Annotated in this window: 18 protein-coding genes, 1 tRNA gene and 1 pseudogene; 9 read left to right on the top strand and 11 right to left on the bottom strand. The window is 70.2% G+C overall.

Features of this window, described 5'->3' with window-relative positions:
• Window positions 1–84: 84 nt before the first annotated feature.
• Window positions 85–741 (top strand): aminodeoxychorismate/anthranilate synthase component II, encoded by a 657-nt coding sequence (locus VFV67_RS21145; RefSeq protein ID WP_326472311.1) that lies wholly within the window; start codon window positions 85–87, stop codon window positions 739–741.
• Window positions 742–747: 6 nt separating this feature from the next.
• Here VFV67_RS21145 and pknB read toward each other — a convergent pair whose 3' ends face one another.
• The 7 genes from pknB to VFV67_RS21180 form a co-directional block, all read right to left on the bottom strand.
• Complete coding sequence (gene pknB / locus VFV67_RS21150; RefSeq protein WP_326472312.1) at window positions 748–2,706, bottom strand: Stk1 family PASTA domain-containing Ser/Thr kinase; 1,959 nt, start codon at window positions 2,704–2,706, stop codon at window positions 748–750.
• 75 nt (window positions 2,707–2,781) lie between these two features.
• On the bottom strand, window positions 2,782–4,248 hold the full coding sequence (locus tag VFV67_RS21155) for a serine/threonine-protein kinase (protein ID WP_326472313.1): 1,467 nt from the start codon (window positions 4,246–4,248) through the stop codon (window positions 2,782–2,784).
• 2 nt (window positions 4,249–4,250) lie between these two features.
• Window positions 4,251–5,744, bottom strand: a complete 1,494-nt coding sequence (locus VFV67_RS21160; protein ID WP_326472314.1) for a penicillin-binding protein 2 — start codon at window positions 5,742–5,744, stop codon at window positions 4,251–4,253.
• Complete coding sequence (locus VFV67_RS21165; protein ID WP_326472315.1) at window positions 5,741–7,204, bottom strand: FtsW/RodA/SpoVE family cell cycle protein; 1,464 nt, start codon at window positions 7,202–7,204, stop codon at window positions 5,741–5,743. The genes VFV67_RS21160 and VFV67_RS21165 overlap by 4 nt, the downstream gene beginning before the upstream one ends.
• Window positions 7,204–8,643 carry a PP2C family protein-serine/threonine phosphatase gene (locus VFV67_RS21170; protein ID WP_326472316.1) on the bottom strand — a complete coding sequence of 480 codons (1,440 nt, stop codon included), beginning with the start codon at window positions 8,641–8,643 and terminating at the stop codon, window positions 7,204–7,206. The genes VFV67_RS21165 and VFV67_RS21170 overlap by 1 nt, the downstream gene beginning before the upstream one ends.
• The gene (locus VFV67_RS21175) at window positions 8,640–9,092 is read right to left on the bottom strand and encodes an FHA domain-containing protein FhaB/FipA (RefSeq protein WP_326472317.1); all 453 of its coding nucleotides are present in this window, start codon (window positions 9,090–9,092) and stop codon (window positions 8,640–8,642) included. Before VFV67_RS21175 ends, VFV67_RS21170 begins: the two co-directional genes overlap by 4 nt.
• A gap of 99 nt (window positions 9,093–9,191) precedes the next feature.
• Entirely contained in the window at window positions 9,192–10,337 is a 1,146-nt protein-coding gene (locus VFV67_RS21180; protein WP_326472318.1) for a DUF3662 and FHA domain-containing protein, read from the bottom strand.
• A 113-nt stretch (window positions 10,338–10,450) separates the two neighbouring features.
• Here VFV67_RS21180 and VFV67_RS21185 point away from each other — a divergent pair.
• The 3 genes from VFV67_RS21185 to VFV67_RS21195 all read left to right on the top strand — a co-directional run bounded on the left by VFV67_RS21185 (window position 10,451) and on the right by VFV67_RS21195 (window position 12,818).
• Window positions 10,451–10,533, top strand: a tRNA-Leu gene (locus VFV67_RS21185).
• Between the two features lie 1,040 nt (window positions 10,534–11,573).
• On the top strand, window positions 11,574–12,194 hold the full coding sequence (locus VFV67_RS21190) for a hypothetical protein (protein WP_326472319.1): 621 nt from the start codon (window positions 11,574–11,576) through the stop codon (window positions 12,192–12,194).
• A 3-nt stretch (window positions 12,195–12,197) separates the two neighbouring features.
• Complete coding sequence (locus VFV67_RS21195; protein WP_326472320.1) at window positions 12,198–12,818, top strand: NAD(P)H-binding protein; 621 nt, start codon at window positions 12,198–12,200, stop codon at window positions 12,816–12,818.
• Here VFV67_RS21195 and VFV67_RS21200 read toward each other — a convergent pair.
• Entirely contained in the window at window positions 12,807–14,120 is a 1,314-nt protein-coding gene (locus tag VFV67_RS21200) for a D-arabinono-1,4-lactone oxidase (protein WP_326472321.1), read from the bottom strand. The genes VFV67_RS21195 and VFV67_RS21200 overlap by 12 nt on opposite strands.
• Window positions 14,121–14,189: 69 nt before the next feature.
• Here VFV67_RS21200 and VFV67_RS21205 point away from each other — a divergent pair, with 69 nt between their 5' ends.
• The gene (locus VFV67_RS21205; protein ID WP_326472322.1) at window positions 14,190–15,410 is read left to right on the top strand and encodes an alanine racemase; all 1,221 of its coding nucleotides are present in this window, start codon (window positions 14,190–14,192) and stop codon (window positions 15,408–15,410) included.
• A 4-nt stretch (window positions 15,411–15,414) separates the two neighbouring features.
• Here the strand turns inward: VFV67_RS21205 and VFV67_RS21210 are convergent, their stop codons facing one another.
• Entirely contained in the window at window positions 15,415–15,972 is a 558-nt protein-coding gene (locus tag VFV67_RS21210) for a TetR/AcrR family transcriptional regulator (protein ID WP_326472459.1), read from the bottom strand.
• A 136-nt stretch (window positions 15,973–16,108) separates the two neighbouring features.
• Between VFV67_RS21210 and VFV67_RS21215 the strand changes: the two genes are divergently transcribed.
• Complete coding sequence (locus VFV67_RS21215; RefSeq protein WP_326472323.1) at window positions 16,109–16,774, top strand: rhomboid family intramembrane serine protease; 666 nt, start codon at window positions 16,109–16,111, stop codon at window positions 16,772–16,774.
• Window positions 16,775–17,015: 241 nt separating this feature from the next.
• Here VFV67_RS21215 and VFV67_RS21220 read toward each other — a convergent pair whose 3' ends face one another.
• Entirely contained in the window at window positions 17,016–17,360 is a 345-nt protein-coding gene (locus VFV67_RS21220; protein WP_326472324.1) for a hypothetical protein, read from the bottom strand.
• A gap of 13 nt (window positions 17,361–17,373) precedes the next feature.
• Window positions 17,374–17,559 (bottom strand): annotated as a pseudogene (locus VFV67_RS21225) (hypothetical protein); the annotation flags it as partial.
• A gap of 269 nt (window positions 17,560–17,828) precedes the next feature.
• On the opposite strand from VFV67_RS21225, the gene VFV67_RS21230 reads away from it, so the two are divergent.
• From VFV67_RS21230 to VFV67_RS21240, 3 genes are all read left to right on the top strand, one after another.
• Complete coding sequence (locus VFV67_RS21230) at window positions 17,829–19,202, top strand: helix-turn-helix domain-containing protein (protein WP_414636307.1); 1,374 nt, start codon at window positions 17,829–17,831, stop codon at window positions 19,200–19,202.
• An 11-nt stretch (window positions 19,203–19,213) separates the two neighbouring features.
• Complete coding sequence (locus tag VFV67_RS21235) at window positions 19,214–20,140, top strand: aminoglycoside phosphotransferase family protein (protein WP_326472326.1); 927 nt, start codon at window positions 19,214–19,216, stop codon at window positions 20,138–20,140.
• A gap of 91 nt (window positions 20,141–20,231) precedes the next feature.
• The gene (locus tag VFV67_RS21240; RefSeq protein WP_326472327.1) at window positions 20,232–20,534 is read left to right on the top strand and encodes a hypothetical protein; all 303 of its coding nucleotides are present in this window, start codon (window positions 20,232–20,234) and stop codon (window positions 20,532–20,534) included.
• The last annotated feature ends 59 nt before the right edge of the window (window positions 20,535–20,593 follow it).

Below are 20,593 nucleotides of genomic sequence, written 5' to 3' on the forward strand. Positions count from 1 at the left end.
TCGACCCCTCCTGCGATTGTTTGTCAGCCTTCACACGATCGCGGCGCCAACCTGGTTCATTAAGGCCCGGGTAGGTTGGGGCACATGCGCGTTCTCGTGGTCGACAACTACGACAGCTTCGTCTACAACCTGGTCCAGTACCTGGCCCAACTCGACGCCGAGTGCGTGGTGCGGCGCAACGACGACCCGGAGCTGACCGCGCCGGACGCCCTGGCCGGGTTCGGCGGCGTCCTGGTCAGCCCCGGCCCGAGCACCCCCGAGCGGGCCGGCGCCAGCATCGAGGTGATCAAGCGGTGCGCCCGGCAGGAGCTGCCGGTACTCGGCGTCTGCCTCGGCCATCAAGCGATCGGCGTGGCCTGGGGGGCCACCGTGGACCGGGCGCCGGAGCTGCGGCACGGCAAGGTCAGCCAGGTGCACCACGACGGCGCCGGAGTGCTCGCCGGGCTGCCCGACCCGTTCACCGCGACCCGCTACCACTCGCTGACCGTGCTGCCCGAAACCATCCCGACCGATGTGTTCGAGGTCACCGGCCGGACCTCCTCCGGCGTGGTGATGGCCATGCGGCACCGGCAGCTGCCGGTGGAGGGCGTGCAGTTCCACCCGGAGTCGGTGCTCACCGACGGCGGCCACCGGATGCTGGCCAACTGGCTGCGGGTGTGCGGTCACCAGGTCGACGAGCCGAGAGTGGCGGAGCTGGAGTCGGCGATGCGCGCGCTGGCCGAGGCCGCCGCGCACGCCTGACCGGGATCAGCCGCCCTGGGTCACGGTCAGCGTGATGTCCTGGTTGCGGTCGATGTCGGAGTTGGGCTGCGGGTTCTGCCCGACCACGAGGGCGTTGTCCGGCGGATCGTTGAACGGCCGGAAGTTCAGATCGCCGTCCCAGCCGAGGCTCTGCAGGATGTTCCGCGCGTCGGCGACGCTGCGGCCGACCAGATCCGGCATCTTGATCTGCTGCTGATCGCCTCTGGACACGCTGAGGGTGATCGTGGTGCCCTTGCGGGCCTTGCCACTCTTGGGACTCTGGTCGACGACCGTGCCCTCGGGCTCGGCCGACGACACGTCCTTGCGCTCGACCTTGAAGCCCAGCCCTTCCAGGTTGGTCTTCGCCGTGTCGAACTTCTGGCCGGTCAGGTCCGGAACGTTGACCGTGTCCGGGGCCTTGCCGAGGCTCAACGTGACCTGGGTACCGGCCTGGGCGGTCTGCCCGCCCGGCGGGTTCTGCTCGGCCACCTTGCCGACCAGCTTCGGATCCTCGGTCTCGACCTGCCCCGGGTTGGGCGCCACGGTCAGCTGCGCGTCCTGCAGCAGCTTGGTCGCCTCCTCGACGGTCTTGCCGGTCACGTCCGGCACGTTGACCTTCTGCGGCGGCGCGCCGACCGTCAACAGGATCTTGTCGCTCTTCTTGACCTGGGCGTTCGGGCTCGGCTCGGTGCTCAGCACCTTGCCGATGTTGTCCGGCCCGCACGGCCCGACCGACCCGTCCGGGTTGGGCTGGCAGGGCACCGACTCGGTGGAGATGTCGGTGAACCCCTGGTCGCGCAGCACTCGACTGGCCTCGGCCTGGGTCTGGTTGACCACGTTGGGCATGGTGATCGAGTCGTTGGGCGCCTCGGTCTTGCCGAACACCAGCGTGGCCAGCCACGCGATGACCCCGATGAGGGCGAGGGCCAGCACCGTGATCAACGTCACAGTCCAGGCCTTGCGGCGCTTTCGGCGGCGCTCGTCCTCCTCTTCCTCGTACGGGTCGCGGCTGTCGTAGTCGTCGGCCATCACCACCGGGCGGTGCCGGCCGGCCGGTGCCGGATGCCGGTTGGCCATCACGGAGGTGCGGTCGTCCTCGGTCATCACCATCGGGGCCAGCGGCCGCTGCCCCTGCAGCACCCGGACCAGGTCGGTGCGCATCTCGGCGGCGGACTGGTAGCGGTTGGCCGGGCCTTTGGCCATCGCCTTGAGCACCACGGCGTCCAGCGCCGGGCTGACCCGCCCGTTGAGCGCCGACGGCGGCTTGGGGTCCTCCCGGACGTGCTGGTAGGCCACCGCGACCGGGGAGTCGCCGGTGAACGGCGGCTCGCCGGTGAGCAACTCGAACAGCACGCAGCCGGCGGCGTAGACGTCGCTGCGCGCGTCCACCGCCTCGCCGCGGGCCTGCTCGGGGGACAGGTACTGGGCGGTGCCGATCACCGCGGCGGTCTGGGTGACCGCGGCCTGGCCGTCGGCGACCGCACGGGCGATGCCGAAATCCATCACCTTGACCGCACCGTTGCGGGTGATCATGGCGTTGGCCGGCTTCACGTCCCGGTGCACGATGCCGTGCCGGTGGCTGAAGTCCAGCGCGGCGCAGACATCGGCCATGATCTCCATGGCGCGCTGACCGGGCAGCGGACCCTCGGTCTTCACGATGTCACGCAGCGTGCGACCGTCCACGAACTCCATGACGATGTAGGGCAGCGGGCCGTAGTTGGTCCTGGTCTCCCCCGTGTCGTACACCGCGACGATCGCCGGATGGTTCAGCGCGGCGGCGTTCTGCGCCTCGCGGCGGAACCGCTCCTGGAACTGCGGGTCGCGGGCCAGGTCGGCGCGAAGCACCTTCACGGCGACTTCCCGCCCCAGGCGGACGTCGCGGCCCCGGTGAACCTCGGACATGCCGCCGTAGCCGAGCGTTTCGCCCAGCTCGTAGCGATTCGAAAGCAGTCGCGGTGTGGTCATCGGTGGGCCGTCTCAGCTCCTCGTATCGACGTGCGGTCCCATCATGCCTGGTTTCCGGTCCCCATAAGCCCAGGTTCAGCCAGGCGGCGCGTTCGGTCGGCACCAGATCGTCACCTCGGACCCGGCCGGCCTGTCGCCGGTCGGGTCCACCTGCGTGACCATGCACGTCTGCATGTCCTTCGGTGCCTCTCCGATGATCGTCACCACCCGCGTGGTCAACCCGGCTTCATGCAGGTCGGCCACTGCGAACGATGCCGAGCGAGCCAGGTAACGCGCCGGGTCGACGTTGATCAGGCGCGCCGGCTTCGCACCCGGTTCCCGGGGGAATCCGGACCTGCCGGGCGGTCCCCCCGGCTCGGCATCCTGCTCGGCGTCTCGGCCCCCCGGACTGTTCACTGAGGTATCCGGTCCGGGGCTCTGCTGATTATCCGTCTGGCCTCCGGACCGTAACAGTGCGGGGATGCCAAACGCGGCGAGCACTATCAAAGCGGCCAGTAGGACAACGAGCAAGACCCACAGCCAGGTACGGCCGCGACGGGGGCCGGGCGGCCGGCCCATCGGGAACGACCCGCTGCCCGGCACCCCCGGTGGCATGCTCGGCGGGCCGAGCGGCATGACCCGGGGCTGCGTGCCGGTGTGCGGGCCCGGGTTCGCCCTGGCCAGGTTGGCCGGCGCCAGCGCGCGTCCGGTGGGCACCGGCAGCGGCAGGCCGGCCCGCACCGCGGCCACGGCGGCGGCGAACTCGGCACCGCCGCCGTAGCGCTGCCGGGGGTCCTTGACCAGGGTCGCCTCGATCACCGCCCGGGCATACGGCGGCACGTCGGCCGGCAGCGGCGGCGGCAGGTCCCGGATGTGCATCATGGCGACCGTCACCGCGTTCTCGGACAGGAACGGGCGGTGTCCGGCCAGGCACTCGTAGCCCACCACGGCCAGCGAGTACACGTCGCTCGCCGGCTCCGCCTCGTGCCCGAGCGCCTGCTCGGGGGCGATGTAGTGGGCGGTGCCCATCACCATGCCGGACCGGGTGACCGGGGCCGCGTCGGCGGCTTTGGCGATGCCGAAGTCGGTGAGCTTCACGTGGCCGGTCGGGGTGATCAGGATGTTGCCCGGCTTGACGTCGCGGTGCACGAAACCGCGCTCGTGCGCGGCCTGCAGCGCGTTGCCCGCCTGCTCGAGGATGTCCAGCGTGCGATCGGCGGCGATGCGCCGCTCCCGGGCAAGGACCGCAGCCAGCGGCTCGCCCTCGACCAGCTCCATCACCAGGTAGGCGGTGTCCTTGGGCCCGTCGACCACCCCGGCGGTCTCGCCGTAGTCGTGCACCGCCGCGATGCCCGGGTGGTTCAGCGACGCCGTGGTTCTGGCCTCGGTGCGAAACCGGTGCAGGAACTCGGCGTCCCCGCACAGCTCCGGCTTGAGCACCTTCACCGCCACCCGGCGGTCCAGCCGGGTGTCCGCGGCCTCCCAGACCTCACCCATGCCGCCCACGGCGATGCGCCTGGCCAACCGGTACCGGTCGGCCAGGAGCTGCCCCGAGGTCAGCATCGTCAGTTCCCCCCGGCCAGTGCTGCCCGGATCGTGGCCCGGCCGATCGCGGCCGCATCCCGGCCGCCGGTGGCGGCCACGTCCCGGCTCTCCACCAGCACCGCGACTGCGACCTGCGGGTTCTCGGCCGGGGCGAACGCCACGTACCAGGCGAACGGGGGCGTGTTCTTCGGGTCGTTGCCGGTCTCGGCGGTCCCGGTCTTGGAGGCGATGGCCAACCCGGGCTGCTTGCCGGCGCCGCCGGTGTGCTCCTCGGACTTGATCATCATGTCGCGCAACGCCTCGGCACTGCGCCGGGACATGGCCGTGCCCATCCGGTCCGGCTCGAAGTCGGAGATCGTGTCCAGGTCCGGCGCCTGCACCTGCTTGATCAGCTGCGGGCGCATCCGCACGCCGCCGTTGGCGATGGTCGCGGCGATCACGGCGTTCTGCATCGGGGTCAACCGCACGTCCCGCTGGCCGATCCCGCTCTGGTAGAGCGCCGGACCGTCCACGATGTTCATGCAGTTGCCCTCCGACCGCGGCCCGATGCAGGACTGGGCCACCGGCATCGGCACGGTCAGGTCCGCCTCGCCGATGCCGAACAGCGCCGCCTGGCGGGTCAGCTTGTCCTCGCCGAGGTCGTGCGCCAGCTGGGCGAAGGCTGTGTTGCAGGACAGTTCCAGCGCGGTCTCCATGGACGCGGTCTGCCCCGAACCGCAGCTGCGGTTGTTGTAGTTCGACAGGTCCGTGTTGGCGTTGATCTTGATGCTGGACTGCGCCGGAAGCTGGGTGTTCTTGTCCTTGCCGTCCTCGAGCGCGGCCGCGGCCACCACCAGCTTGAACGTCGAGCCGGGGAAGTAGTTCTCGGCCACCGCCCGGTTCAGCAGCGGCTTGCGGGCGTTGTTCTGGTCCCGGATCTGGTTGTACGCCTGCTCCTGGGCCAGGGCGTCGTGCGCGGCGAGCTGGTTCGGGTCGAACGCCGGGGTGCTCACCATCGCCAGGATCTCGCCGGTCTGCGGGCGCAGGGCCACCACCGCGCCGTTGAAGTCCCGCGCGCTCAACCCCTCGAACGCGGCCTGCTGGGCCTCCGGCTTGATCGTCACCACCACGTTGCCGCCGCGCGGGTCCCGGCCGGTGATCAGGTCGGACAGCCTGCGGACGAACAGCCGGTCGTCCGAGCCGTTGAGGATCGCGTCCTCGGTGCGCTCCAACCCGGTGGCGCCGTAGCGAACCGAGTAGAACCCGGTCACCGGGGCGTAGAGCGGGCCGTTCATGTACGTCCGCAGGTAGCGCAGCCGGTCGTTGGTCGGCGTCACCGTGGCCAGGATGACCCCGTCGAACTGGGACTGGATCCGGCCGCGCTGGCGGGCGTACTCGTCGAAGAGCACCCGCCGGTTGCGGCTGTCCGCCCGGTAGTCGTCGGCCTTGACGATCTGGATGTAGGTGGCGTTTGCCAGCAGCAGCACGACCATGGCGAGCATGGCCAATCCGACCCGGCGCAGTGGTGTGTTCATGACTGGGGCCGTTCGACCATGACGGTGTGCGCCTCCGCCAGCGGGGCCTGGGCGGCCGGCTTCGGCCGGGCGCCGGTCTGCGGCCGCCGGGCCGCATCCGATATTCGGAGCAGCAGCGCCACCAGGATGTAGTTGGCCAGCAGCGATGAGCCGCCGGCGGACAGGAACGGCGCGGTGATGCCGGTCAGCGGGATCAGCGCCGTCACCCCGCCGACCACCACGAACACCTGCATGATCAGCGCGAAGGCCAGGCCGCCGCCGAGCAGCTTGCCGAACGTGTCCCGCACCGCGAGCGCGCTGCGCATCCCGCGCATCGCCAGCATCGTGTACACCAGCAGCAGCGCGGCCAGCCCGATCAGGCCCAGCTCCTCGCCGATCGCCGCGGTGATGAAGTCGCTGTTGGCCAGCGGCACCATGTCCGGCCGGCCGGCGCCGAGCCCGGTCCCGCCGACCCCGCCGGTGGCGAACCCGAACAGCGCCTGGGCGATCTGGAAGCCACCCCGGTCGTAGTCGGCGAACGGGTCGAGCCAGGTCTGCACCCGCTGGGCCACGTGGCCGAACACGTTGTAGGCGACCACGCAGCCGGCCACGAACAGGCCGAGCCCGACGACCACCCAGATCAGCCGCTCGGTGGCCACGTACAGCATCACCAGCAGGATGCCGAAGAACAGCAGCGAGGTGCCGAGATCCTTTTCGAAGATCAGTACGCCGACCGAGACCGCCCAGGCCACCAGGATCGGCCCGAGGTCCCGGCCGCGCGGCAGGTCGACCCCGAGCACCCGCCGGCCGGCGGCCATGAACAGGTCCCGTTTGGACACCAGGAACGCGGCGAAGAAGATCAGCAGCAGGATCTTGGCGAACTCGCCCGGCTGGATCGAGAAGACGCCGATCCGCAGCCAGATCTTCGCCCCGTTGATGGTCGGCGCGATCAGGTCGGGCAGCACCGCCGGCAGCGCCAGCAGCACCAGACCGACCAGCCCGAACATGTACCCGTACCGGGTCAGCGTGCGGTGGTCCTTGACCACCTTCAGCACCGCGAGGAACAGCCCGAGCGCGATCACGGTCCACAGGATCTGCTTGGGAACCTGGTTGTTGACCTCAGTGGCGGTCTGCACCGCCCGCTCGGCGTAGGCCAGGTCCAGCCGGTAGATCACCACCAGGCCGATCCCGTTGAGCAGCGCGACGCACGGCAGGATCAGCGGGTCGGCGTAGGGCGCCCAGGCCCGCACCGCGAGGTGCGCCACCGCGAACACGGCCAGGTAGGCCAGGCCGTACCAGAGCAGCCGCAGCGTCAGCTGCTCCTCCTGGTTCACCTCGACCAGCATCAGGGCCCCGGTCACCAGAACGGCCGCGAACGACAGCATGAACAGCTCGGTGCCGCGCCTGGTCGGAGCCGACCTGTCCGGCGCGGCACTGCTCACCTGCCCCGCAACCGCAACCGGTGCCGCCGGCTCTGCCATCAGCCACCACCCTTGTCCCCGGGGTGCGGCTTGCGGCAGTTGAGCCCGGGAACCGGCTCGGCCTTGCCCGGCGGCAGCACGTCGGCGGTGGTGGACGGGGTCTGGCCGGGCGTGGCGCCCTGGCCGGGTGCTGGCACGCCCGTCGGCGGGATGGTCGACGGGGTCGACGACGTCGTCTGGGTGCGCTCCTGCCTGCGGACGAAGTCGTCGCAGCTGGGCAGGCCGTACTTGCTGCGCAGGTCCTGGATGAACTCGCGGGCGTCCTGGATGCTCTCGAAGCTCTCCGTGCCCGAGCGCACCGAGTCCTGGCCGGCCGCCTGCAGGTCCTCGACGTAACGTTTGTCACAGGTCGCGTCCGGGTCGCAGGAGCCCTGCACCTGGTGGTTCAGCGAGATGCCCATGATGCTGCCGCGCACCCCTTGGAAGATCGCGATCTCGCCGCCATCGCCCTCGCCGACGAAGTACTGCCGGTTGACCGCGATGATCCCGGCGATCGCGCCCGCCGCGATCAGCATGACCAGCACCAGCAGGATCACCACGAGCCGGATTCGTTTGCGCCGCTTGATCCGCGGGTCCGGCGGCTCCTCCGGCGGCTCCACCCGCACCGGCTGGATCCGCGGCGAGGTGATCGCCCCGGCCCGCGCGGCCGGCGAGTCCGGCGGCGGCGGCTCGTCGTGGTTGCCGCCCGCGGCTCCGCCCACGATCGGCGCGTCCTCACCGAAGTCGATGTCCACCACGTCGGCGATGATCACCGTGACGTTGTCCGGACCGCCGCCCTTGAGCGCCAGCTCGATCATCCGGTCCGCGCACGACTGCGGATCCGCGATCTGGATCGCCTCGCTGAGCGTCTCGTGGCTGACCACGCTGGACAGGCCGTCCGAGCAGAGCAGGTACCGGTCGCCCGGCCGGGCCTCCCGGATCGTCAGGTTCGGCTCGATCTCGTGCCCGGTCAGCGCCTTGAGCAGCAGCGAGCGCTGCGGGTGGGTGGCCGCCTCGTCGTCGGTGATCCGGCCCTCGTCGATCAGCGACTGGACGAACGTGTCGTCGTGGGTGATCTGCGCGAACGTGCCGTTGCGCCGCAGGTAGGCCCGTGAGTCGCCGATGTGCACCAGGCCGATCCGGCTGCCCGCGAACAGGATCGCGGTGAGCGTGGTGCCCATGCCGTCCAGCTCCGGATCGCTGGCCACCAGCTCGGCGATCGCACTGTTGCCGGCCAGCGTCGCGTCCCGCAGCTGGCTGAGCAGGTCGTCGCTGGGCTCGTCGTCGTCCAGCGGGGCCAGCGCGGCGATGACCACCTTGCTGGCCACCTCGCCGGCGGCGTGCCCGCCCATCCCGTCGGCAAGCGAGAGCAGCCGGGGACCCGCGTACACGGAGTCCTGGTTGTTGGAGCGGACCAGGCCCCGGTCGCTGCGGGCGGCGTAGCGAAGAACGAGGGTCATGAGCGCAGCTCGATCACCGTCTTACCGATTCGGATCGGGGCGCCAAGCGGCACCCGGATGGGTGCCGTGACCTTAGCTCTATCGAGAAACGTGCCGTTCGTCGAGCCCAGATCTTCCACGTACCAATCGGTTCCCCGCAGCGAGATCCGAGCGTGCCTGGTAGACGCGAAGTCGTCGTCCAGTACCAGAGTGGAGTCGTCCGCCCGGCCGATCATGATCGGCCGGCCGTCCAGGGCGATCCGGGTGCCCGCCAGAGCACCGTGCGTCACCACCAGCTGCCGGGGTGTCTTGCCGCGCTTCATCGCCGAGCGCCGGAAACCGGGCACCCCCACGCGCAGCCCCGCGGCCGCGTAGAGGTCCGAGCGGACCACCCGAAGGGCGGCCAGCACGAACAACCAGAGCAGGGCGAGAAACCCTGCTCTGGTCAGCTGCATGATGAGCTCAGGCACTGCTAACGAACGCTCCCAGCCGATGTGTCACCCATTTTAGGATGCGGCCAAGCGGGCGGACCTACTGCCCGCCCGCTCCAGCCGCTATGTCCCCGCCGATCAGCCCTGGGTGCGGAACACCAGCGACGAATGCCCAATCCGCACCACGTCGCCGTCCGCGAGCTGCCAGGTCTGCACCGGCGTCCCGTTCACCGTCGTCCCGTTGGTCGAGCCCAGGTCGGCGAGGGTCGCGCTCTGCCCGTCCCAGGTGATCTCCAGGTGCCGGCGGGAGACCCCGGTGTCCGGCAGCCGGAAGTCCGCGTCCTGACCGCGGCCGACCACGTTCCCACCCTGCTTGAGCGAGTAGGTGCGGTTCGAGCCGTCGTCAAGCTGCAGGCTCGCCTGGAGCTGGCGTGGACCGGTCTGCACCGCCGGCGGCGCGTAGCCCTGCTGGGCGTACGGGTCGCCCCCCGGCGGGGGGTAACCGCCCTGCTGGCCGTAGCCCTGCTGGCCGTAGCCCTGGTCGTAGCCACCGCCCTGCTGGCCGTAACCCTGGTCGTAGCCGGGCTGCGGAGCGTAGCCCTGCTGGCCGTAGCCCTGGTCGTAGCCGGGCTGCGGTGCGTAGCCACCACCGCCACCGGGCTGCGGTGCGTACCCCTGGCCGTAGCCGCCCTGCTGCTGGCCATAGCCCTGGTCGTACCCGCCGCCCTGCTGGCCGTACCCGTAGTTGGGATCGTTGCCGTACTGGCCTTGGCCGTATCCGTACTGCCCGTACGGATCGCCATCTGGCGCGTGGCCTGGAGGCTGGCTCATGGATCGGTCTCCTGCGTTGCGAGGTAGTGCTGACGGCGTGCGCGCCGGTTGGCCCGCACCCCTGGCGCTGGTTGCCTTCACGTCAGGGTCGACGGTCGAGCGGATTCGAAACTGTCCGGTGTGCAGCGCGTCGGAGCGCTCCAGGGAGACTACGACGTCACCATAAGTGTCCCAACCGTGCTCGGCGAGATGCTCCGCCACACAGTCCGCGAGCAGCGCCGTGATGCGGGCCTCGTCGTCGGCGAAGTTCTGGTGGTCGTTCGGCCCCAACTGCACAATGTAGTAGTTCGGGGCCAGCAGCCGACCGCCGGCGAGTTCGCGAACGTTGCCCTCACCCTCGCGCTGCAGCGCCTGTGCCACTTCTTGGGGCACGACGTTGCCACCGAACACACGAGCGAAAGAGTTCCCGACCAGGTTCTCCAGCTTCCGGTTCAACCGTTGGCCGATGCCCATGGGACCTCCCTCCATCGTGTGTTCCTCGGTCGATCGTATCCGGGTGAGGGCCGAGTGACAGAAGGATGTACAAACCGGCCTGATCTGCCCGTGCTACGCTTCCTCGGTCGCTCGGGCGAGTGGCGGAATGGCAGACGCGCACGGTTCAGGTCCGTGTGTCCGTAAGGACGTGGGGGTTCAACTCCCCCCTCGCCCACGATCTCCCCCAACCTTGTGTCCGCGGAAAGCGCGGACCGGTGGTGCGATCGATCATTTTGGGGGGCCGAGCCCCCCAAACCCCCCCACGGTGCTGTTCGTCCGGACCCGGCGCTGGGCCCGTTGGGGGGGTGACCAGCGTGTCTGGGGCGGACGCCTTGGTCTTCGCTCTTCTCTACTCGCCGCTCGGTGTTGCGCGGGGCGGGTTCGTGTGGGCTGTCGCTGGGCCGGGTGGGGTTGACCAGCAGGTCGGAGGGCGGCTTGGACGCTTTGCCTCCTTTCCTTCCTGGGCTGGGTCTTCCTGAGGAGCATCTCCTTTCTTTCCACCCCTCAATGCTGTGTGCGGGGTTGGCTTGTTGGCCGGAGCAGGGTCTTTGGGGGTTGACCGGCGTGTCTGGGGCGGACGCCTTGCTGCTTGGCACCTGCTGTGGTTGGTCTTCTTGGGGATGAACCTCCTTGTCTGCTCATTCCTCCATGTTGGGGCGCAGTGGGTCTTGTGGCGGCTTGGACGCCTGGCTGCTTCCAACGGTGGGTTGGGTCTTCCTGAGCCGGTGGTTGGGTCGGTTGGAGGTTGGTCGGGGTGGGGTGCTTCGGAGTCCTTCTTTTGTTCGGGGTAGCCGCGTTGGTCGGGGGGTTTGGGGGGCTTGGGCGGGGGTTACGGGGGGCTTTGGGGTGGGTACTTTGCGTGATGGGGGTGGGGTTGGAAATGCGTTGGGAGTGGGCGGATCGGGTTTTTGATTGCCCTTGGGGGTGTTTGCGTGGTGGTGGGGTTGGGCTGGGGCGGTGAATGTCATTGTTGTAATTAGGGCGTTTTGGGGAGTGCCGGTCGTCGGGGGGATGGGCTGGATGGCAGCACAGTCGGGGCGAAGTTTTGTGGTTGGTTGTCGACCGGTTATCGACGCCTTCGCGCCGGTGGTCGCAGCGGGGGTGCTCGCGTCTCCGAATGAGACCGGGGTTCCTGGTACGCCGGATACGTAAGGGTTCAAAACCGGGGGCCCGGTCGGTGGGCGCGCGGTGGGCGGTAGACGAGAGGGCAGGTCCGTGAGCGGCACATCTGGGCGCACCGCAGTACCGGAGCACCTCAAGGGACTGCCGGCGCCCCTCGTTCCTCCGGTGGAGCTGCCGGCGCCGATCGACGAGCTGGCGGTGGCCGCCGCCAAGGAGTTGGGCTGGCCGGGCATCGTGCTCCCGGAGATGCGGCTGCTCGGGCGACGGATCTGCCTCGTCGTCGAGCTGATGACCGAGGCGCACGCGGAGCGGATCTGCCTCGGTCAGCTGCCGGTCACCGACCGGGAGAGCGTGGCCACCTGGGTGTGGCCGGAGTTCGCCGGCCGGGTGCCCGAGCCGGCCGTGCGGGTGGTGGGCGCGATCGCGGTGGCCCGGCACTGGCGGACCGGGCTGGCCAACGTCGTTCCGTTCCTGCGCTACGGCGACGCCGCGGTGGTGCTGCCCACCTCCGTCGTGCTCACCAACGACTATCTGGTGAACTGCCTGCCGCGGGCGCGCGGGTACGGCGTCGCCGTTGTGCGCACCGAGCCGGACGCCACCGTCGACCTCGATCTCCCCGGGCGGGCCGAGCGGGCGCACGCCGGAATCGACAGCACCCACCGGTGGATCAGCGAGCTGGCCTACGACAAGGTGCTCAGCTCGGCGACGCGGTAGATCATGCGGGTGGTGACGGCCGGCGGGCACGGACAGATCGCGCTGCTGTTCCAACGGTTGCTGGCCGAACGCGGTGACCAGGCGGTCGGCATCGTGCGCAATCCCGACCACACTGACGACCTCCGGGCGATCGGCGCGGAGCCGGTGTTGCTCGATCTGGAACGGTCCGATGTGGACGCCGTCGCCAACGTCCTTGCCGGCGCGGACGCCGCGGTGTTCGCCGCCGGAGCCGGACCGGGCAGCGGCGCCGCCCGCAAGGACACGGTGGACCGGGCCGCCGCCGTGCGGTTCGCCGCCGCGGCCGAACAGGCCGGAGTGCGCCGGCACATCCAGATCAGCGCGATGGGACTGGACCGCGCCGGTGAGTCCGAAATGGACGACGTGTTCCGCGCCTACCTGGTGGCCAAGGACGCCGCCGAACGCGATCTGCGGACCAGGGATCTGGACTGGACCATCCTGCGGCCGGGGCGGCTCACCGACGAACCGGCCACCGGCCGGGTGCGGCTGGCCGCGTCCGTCCCGTACGGACTCGTCAGCCGGGCCGACGTGGCGGCGACAGTCGTTGCGCTGCTTGATGATCCGTCAACCGTGCGGCAGACTCTCGAACTGGTCTCAGCCGATTGACGGACCGAGAACCCGTTCCGTGTAAGGGTTCGCGAACCGGCCATCCCGATCGACCTCGGCCCGCACCCGGGCGAAGTCGTCGAACTTCGGGTACCGGGACCGCAGCGTCGCCGCGTCGAGGGAGTGCATCTTCCCCCAGTGCGGCCGCCCGCCGACCGCGCCGACGATCGACTCGAACACGTCGAAGTAGGCCCGGAACGGCATCCCCACGTACTGGTGGACGGCGATGTAGGCGGTGTCCCGGCCGTACGCGGTGGACAGCCAGATGTCGTCCGCGGCCGCGACCCGCACCTCGATCGGGAACATCACCGGGTCGGCAAGGGCCGCAATGGCCGGGCGCAACTCGTTGATCACGTCCCGAAGCGATTCCCGTGGGATCGCGTACTCGGACTCCACGAAATGCACCCGGCGGCTGGTCACGAACACCCGGTGCGAAACGTCGCTGTAGGTCCGGGCGGACAGCACCGACGAGGACAACCGGCCGAACGGGCGGACCAGTGCCGGAATCCGGCGACCGAGCTTGCAGGCCGTGCCGAGCGCGTAGTTCTCGATCACCTCGTACTCGTAGAACCGCCGCACCGGGCCGAGCGGCTTGGCCGTCGCGCCGGCCATCAGCCGGTTGTTGCGCTTGGTCAGGGCGTTGCGGCCGTACGGGAACCAGTAGAACTCGAAATGGTCGTTGGCCTCCCAGTGCCGCTCGAGCGCATCCAACACCGAGTCCAGCGGCTCCGGCCGTTCCTCGGCGGCGAGCACGTAGGACGGCTCGGTCCGCAGCGTCACCGTGCTGATCACGCCGAGGGCGCCGAGACCGACCCGGGCCGCGGCGAACAGCTCGGGTCGTTCGGTGGCCGAGCAGGTCACCACCGAACCGTCGGCCAACACCAGCTCCAGCCCGATCACCTGAGTGGCCAGTCCGCCGAACGTGGCGCCGGTGCCGTGGGTGCCGGTGGAGATCGCGCCGGAGATGGTCTGCGCGTCGATGTCACCCAGGTTGATCATGGCCAGCCCGAGCCGGTCCAGCGAGGCGTTCAGCGCGCGCAGCGTGGTTCCGGAGCGGACGGTCACCTCGCGGGTGCCCACGTCCGCGGACACGATGCCGGTCCACCCGGACAGGTCGAGCGCCACCCCGTGGGCCGCCCCGACCGCGGTGAACGAGTGGCCGCTGCCTCTCGCCCGGATCGTGTGGCCGGCCTCGGCCGCGCCGGTGACCGCCTTGCTGATCTCGGTGACGTCCCGTGGCCGCACCACGTCCCTCGCGACCGCGGACTCGGTCCCGGCCCAGTTGCGCCATGCCGTCGACATGTGACCTCCGACGCAGACCATAAGTGAAACAACTTCACATTTCAAGGAAGTTGACGTACCGTTTGACTCGTGTCCCGTTCCGCTCTCCGCTCGCGGCTCGACACGGCCACCAAGGATCTCGATCCGCCGCTGGCCGTGGTCGACCTCGACGCATTCGACCAGAATGCCGCGGATCTCGCGCGCCGGGCGGCCGGACTACCGATCCGGGTGGCCAGCAAGTCGATCCGCTGCCGCCACCTGCTCGAGCGGGTGCTGCGCCGGCCCGGCTACGCGGGCGTGATGAGCTACGCGCTGCCCGAGGCGCTCTGGCTGCACTCCGCCTGGGCCGGCACCGACCTGGCCGGCACCGACATCCTGGTCGCCTACCCGACCGCCGACCACGCCGCGTTGCGCGCGCTGGCCGCGGCCGACGCCGCCCGGGCGGCCGTCTCGGTCGTGATCGACTCCGTCGAACATCTCGACCTGATCGACGCGGCGCTGGGCGCCCACCACCCCGACATCCGGATCTGCCTCGAGCTGGATGTGTCCTGGCGGCCGGTGCGCGGGCGCGACCTGCTGCACGTGGGCACCCGCCGGTCCCCGGTCTTCACCCCGGACCAGGCGGTGGAGCTGACCAGGACGGTGCTGCGCCGGCCCGGCTTCCGGCTGGTCGGCGTCATGGGCTACGAGGGCCAGATCGCCGGCGTCGGCGACGCACCGGCCGGCCGGCCGCTGACCGGCGCCGTCGTGCGCTGGATGCAGGGCCGGTCCGCGGGCGAGCTGGCCGAGCGGCGCGCCGCCGCGGTGCGGGCCGTCACCGCGCACGCCGAGCTCGAGTTCGTCAACGGCGGCGGCACCGGCAGCATCGAGACCACCGGCACCGACCGATCGGTGACCGAGGTGGCCGCCGGCTCCGGCCTGATCGGGCCCACCCTGTTCGACAACTACCGCCGGTTCAGCCCGCGGCCGGCCGTGCTGTTCGCGCTGCCGGTGGTGCGCAGGCCAGGGCGTCGGATGGCCACCGTGTTCAGCGGCGGCTACATCGCGTCCGGCCCGCCCGGCGCCGACCGGGTGCCCAGCCCGTTCCTGCCGGACGGCCTGCGGCTGCGGGCCATGGAGGGCGCCGGCGAGGTGCAGACCCCGGTGGTCGGCCGGGCGGCCGACGAGCTGCGGGTGGGTGACCGGGTCTGGTGGCGGCACACCAAGGCCGGCGAGCTGGCCGAGCGGTTCACCGCGTACCACGTGATCGAGGGCGACCAGGTCGCCCGCACCGTGCCGACCTACCGCGGCGAGGGGCAGTGCTTCGGCTGACCCGTCAGGGCAGCTCCCCGTTCAGCCGGCCGGACAGGTAGGCCCGCACCACCGAGCGGGCCTCGGCGATCACCGTCTCGGTCGGGAACAGCTTGCGGCGGAAGGCCAGGTTGAGGATCCCGTCGGCGATCTCGATGGCCACCGCGATCGGCAGCCGCACCTGCTCGAGCGGCAGACCGAACCGGCTGCCGATCAGCTCGGCCAGCCCGTCGGCGATCACCGTGTTGTTGTCCCGCTCGTCCGCGATCAGTCGCAGGTCGACCACGTCACCGAACCGGATCCGGCTGAACCCGGGCACCTCGCGGTACATCCGCACATAGATGTCGAAGGCGATGTCCGCGCCGTCCCACCAGTGCTCGAGCGGCGACTCGTCGAGCCTGCGCTCCATCTCGGCCATGAAGTGCTCGAGGTTGCGCTGGGTCAGCGCCTGCACCACGGCGCGCTTGTCCGGGAAGAACTGGTAGAGCGAGCCGACCGCGACCTCGGCGCGTTCGGCGATCAGAGTCGTGGTCACACCGTCGTAGCCGAGCTCGTCGATCAGCGCCGCGCACGCCTCGAGCATCTGCTCGACCCGCTTGGCACTGCGCTGCTGCACCGGCCGGCGTCGTAAGGGAACTGGAGTGGCCACCACGATCTCCTAGGGGATTACGTGTCCCAAGCCTAGCGGGGTGCCCGTCCGGGCGGTCTACGCTCCGCACATGAGCCTTCCGTTCCCCACCGGCCCGTCCAGCTCATCGGCCAGCATCGAGAACGGAGCGCTCGGCAGCCCGCTCGGCCGTGCCGCCAGCCTGATGGTGACATTCCTGGCCGTGCTGTGGGCGGTCGAGCTGGTCAACCTGGCCACCGGCCGGGAGCTGGCCCGGGCCGGCGGCATCCGGCCGCGGGACCCGGAGAGCCTGATCGACGTCGCCACCTCGCCGTTCCTGCACGGCAGCCTCGAGCACCTGGCCAGCAACGCCCTCCCGCTGTTCAGCCTGGGGTTCATCGCCGCGCTGACCGGCCTGAAGCGGTTCCTGCTGATGACCCTGACGATCATCGTGGTGAGCGGCGTCGGGGTGTGGCTGTTCTCCCCGGAGAACAGCATCTCGGTCGGCGCCAGCGGCATCGTGTTCGGCTACTTCGGCTACCTGCTGATGCGCGGCCTTGTCGACCGCCGCCCGGTGGACATCGTGGTCTCCCTCGGCGTCGCCCTCGCCTTCGGCTACGTCATGTGGAACTCGATCGGCTTCGGCGCCACCGGCATCTCCTGGCAGGGCCACGTCTGCGGCTTCATCGGCGGCATGGTCGCCGCCCTCCTCTTCCGCGAGCGCCGCCCCCGCCCCCAACCCGGCGACCACGAGCGGATCGAGCCGCAAACCCCGTAAAAGATCACGACCCCTGCTCGCCTCTTCGTCGGGCAGGGGTCGGAGCTGGAGCCGCAGGCCGATACCGGTCGGGGGGAGGGGGAGTGCTGCAGCACCGGCCCGCGGGGTCTGGGATTCAGTTGTGTGGACCGGTGGTCCGATTCGTCGCGCTCGGGGGTACGGGCGAACCGGACCACCGGTCCCTAGTGACGACCTCTCGGCCGGACTCCGTCCGGGGTAACGGGGGCCGAGGTCGTCGGTTTCACCTGGCGCCAGCCAATCGGCTGGTGGGACGGCCGGTGTTGACCGCGTGCCGCGCGGTCGGCTGAGGTGCCAGCCCGCCGGCCACCAGATGTTCGTATGCGGCGCGCCAGACCGAGCAGGGCGCCTTCTGCTGCCGCCAGCGGGACGAGCAGACCCGGCAGTTGCCCCGGTCGTCGGGTTCGTGCGCGGCGAGCAGGGACCGCCAGCCCTCGGTCAGCCGGGGCAGCTCGGAGCGCGCCACCGACAGCAGGGACGGCGCGTCGGCGTGGGTGGCCAGCTCGGAGAGCATGTCTAGGCGCTCCCACACCGCGTCGCGCAGGACCTGTCCGAGTATTTCGTCCACCTGAACGTCACCGTCACCTTTCCGCCTGTTCGGCGGCTTCCCGTAGCGCTGCCCGCAGTTGGCCGAGCTGGCCGGCGGTGAGGACCGCGGTCTCGCCAGGCGGGCCCATGAGCACCACCTGGTTGCGATCGGCGAGCACGGTGAGGCACCGCTCACGGTTGATCACGTCGCCGCAGTTGACCCGCCACACCCGGCGGCCGGCGAACGTACCCTGCAACTCGAGGGGCGCCGCTGCCGAACGGACCAGTTTCACGGCCTCGTTTCCCTCCGTGCTCGTATCCTTACAACCAACTACATTGGTGGGCGAGAAACGAGAATGGACAGGTACAGCGCCGATCGGCGGTTGCCCGACGATAAGCGGTCACCGAAGTTCGGCCGGGCCGATCAGGTTCACCGATCGACCCTTCTCGGGGCTCGTGAAGTGCGCATACTCTGCGGTTGACGCCCAGCGGACTGTGAGGGGGCGGCATGAACTCCACAGGATCTCAGGGCTCTCCAATTCCCCAGGAGGAGTGGGAGAAGCCTGAGATGCGGACCGCGCTCGCCGCGCGGGAGGTCAGCACCGTATATCGGCTGTTGCGGCGCACCGGCGTCTCTCAGCGTCAGATCGCCGCGATGACGGGCCAATCGCAGTCCGAAGTGTCGGAGATCCTCAAGGGACGTCAGGTCATGGCCTACGACGTGCTCGCGAGGATCGCCGACGGCCTGGGTGTCCCAAGGGGATACATGGGCCTCGCTTACGACGAGGTCACGGCGGTACGCGTCGCCGGGACCAAGGAGGCCTCCGGCACGGAGGAGGACGAGTCGGTGAAGCGTCGGAAGTTCCTGGCGCATGCCGCCGCGGTTGCGGTCGGCGCGCATGTGCTCGGCGACGCGGACTCGGGATCATGGGTGTCCAACCCGGTGTTGACCCCCGCGCCTGGACGGATCGGGATGACCGATGTCCGCCAGGTCGAGGCTGCGACGCGAGCACTTCGTTCGCTCGACTACCAGTACGGCGGCGGCTTCTGCCGTGACGCCGTAGTAGCCCAGTTGTCCTGGGGACAGCAGATGCTCGGTGCCTCCGGTGCCGAACATGTCAAGAAGAGACTTCACATCGCCCTCGCCGACCTGCACAACCTCGCCGGATGGACCTCGTTCGACATCGGGCTGGTCGACTCGGCGCGCAACCACTTCGGCCGCGCCCTCGAGCTGGCCAAGGCGGGCGAGAGCGACCAGCTGGTGGCCAACATCCTGTACCGGATGGGCCGGGTCTACCTGCACAACTCCGCGCCGGACGACGCGCTGAAGATGTTCCAGCTCGGCCAGATCGCCGCCCAGGAGTCGGGCTCCGAGCTGGCCGTCGCGGTGATCTGTGCGAACCAGGCCTGGGCCTACGCGATGATGGGCCACGAAGAGCAGACCATGAAGCTGATCGGCCGGACCCGCGACGAGTGGTCCCGGGCGAACATGTCCGAGGCCGAGGATTGGGTCCGGTTCTTCAACGAGACCGACGTCTACTCGATGATCGGCACGGTGCACACGGTGCTGGCCCGCGGCGGCCTGCTCAAGCACACCCAGTTCGCGATTCCGGCCCTGACCAGGGCCATCGAGAACTACGGCGACGACATGGCCAGGAACAAGGCGTTCAACCTGAGCTCGCTGGCCCTCAACCATCTGCTCGACGGCGACATCGACCACGGTTCCAAGGTCGGCAACCAGGCCGTCGACCTCGCCGAGCACCTCAAGTCCTCCCGGGTCCGGGACCGGTTGAACCCGCTCAAGGACGAGGCGGACAAGCGGCGCAACAACACCCACGCCCGGGAGCTTTCGGAAAACATCAGCAGGCTGTACGTCTCCTGATCGGTCATGTCATGAGCGCGGAGCCGACCCAGGGCCTGTCCGCGGTGGGGGATGGGCACTTCACCAGCGACAAGCTGGCGGAGGCGCTGGTTGACGTCTGTGCCACGGTCGGGCTGGACCCGACCGGGGCCGAGCTGCTGCGGGTCACCAACAACGCGGTGTACCGGCTGGCCCGTCACCCGGTCGTGGTGCGCATCGTCGCCTCCCGCGGCCTGCGGCACCGGGTGGCCAAGGTGGTGCAGGTGGCCAGGTGGTTCGCCGAGCACGACGTGCCGGCCGTCCGCCTGCTCGGCGGCGTCGAGCAGCCGGTGCGGGTGGGCCAGCACCTGGCCACGCTGTGGGAGACCGTGCCGGACGGCGGGGTGCGCCCGCGCGGCCGGGACCTGGCCCGGCTGCTGCGCCGGGTGCACGCGCTGCCCGCGCCGCCGTACCCGCTGGCCACCTGGCAGCCGCTGGACGACGTGCGCAGGCGGATCGACGAGGCCGAAGGGCTCGACGACCGCTATCTGGAGTTCCTGCTCCGCCGGTGCGCCGAGGTGGAGGGCCGGGTCCAGGACCTGGACTTCGTGCTGCCGCCCAGCCTGATCCACGGCGACGCGCATCTGGGCAACCTGATCGCGAGTCCGGCCGGCCCGGTGCTGTGCGACTTCGACTCGAGCTGCATCGGGCCGCCGGAGTGGGATCTGACCCCGCTCGCGGTCGGCGTGGTCCGGTTCGGCACGCCGGCCGGCCGGTACCGCGAGCTGGCCCGGACCTACGGCCTTGACGTCACCCGCTGGTCGGGCTTCCCGGTGTTGCGCGAGGTCCGCGAGCTGAAGCTGATCACCAGCGTGCTGCCGATCATGGTCAGCAACCCCGGGGTCCGGCCGGAGCTGCTGCGCCGGCTGGAGGACTCCCGCCGGGGGGACACGTCCGCGCGCTGGGTCCGCTACACCTGACGGTGTAACGGGTTGGGCCGGGCAGACGAATGTCCGGACGATGGAACCCATAGGTGATCGACTCGCCGGGGGTGTCGGCTACCCTCCGTGCGTGATCCCGAAGATCGGCAGGCGCGGCCGGCGGGTCCGGCGTGCGCTCGAGTCGGCGCGGGTCATCGATCAGGTGGTGAACAACCAGCTCGCGCTGGTGCCCCGGTTGACCGAGGAGGGCCGGCGCCGGGCCGCCGAGTACCTCGCCGAGCTGGTCATGCTCGCCCAGGCCTACCGGCACTTCGCCGCGGGTTGGATCACCCGCCGGGAGCTGGAACGGCGCGGGCTGCGGACGGTGCGCCGGCTCGGTGCGCTCCGCCAGCGACGGGGCCGGTCCGCGGCGCATTTCACCGAGCGGGAATGACCGCTCGGCGTTAGGCCGATCCGAGGAGACCGGCCATCCGAACGGGTGAAGGTCGGCGT

This window comes from Actinophytocola sp., from assembly GCF_035762905.1.
Taxonomy (GTDB): domain Bacteria; phylum Actinomycetota; class Actinomycetes; order Mycobacteriales; family Pseudonocardiaceae; genus DASYTH01.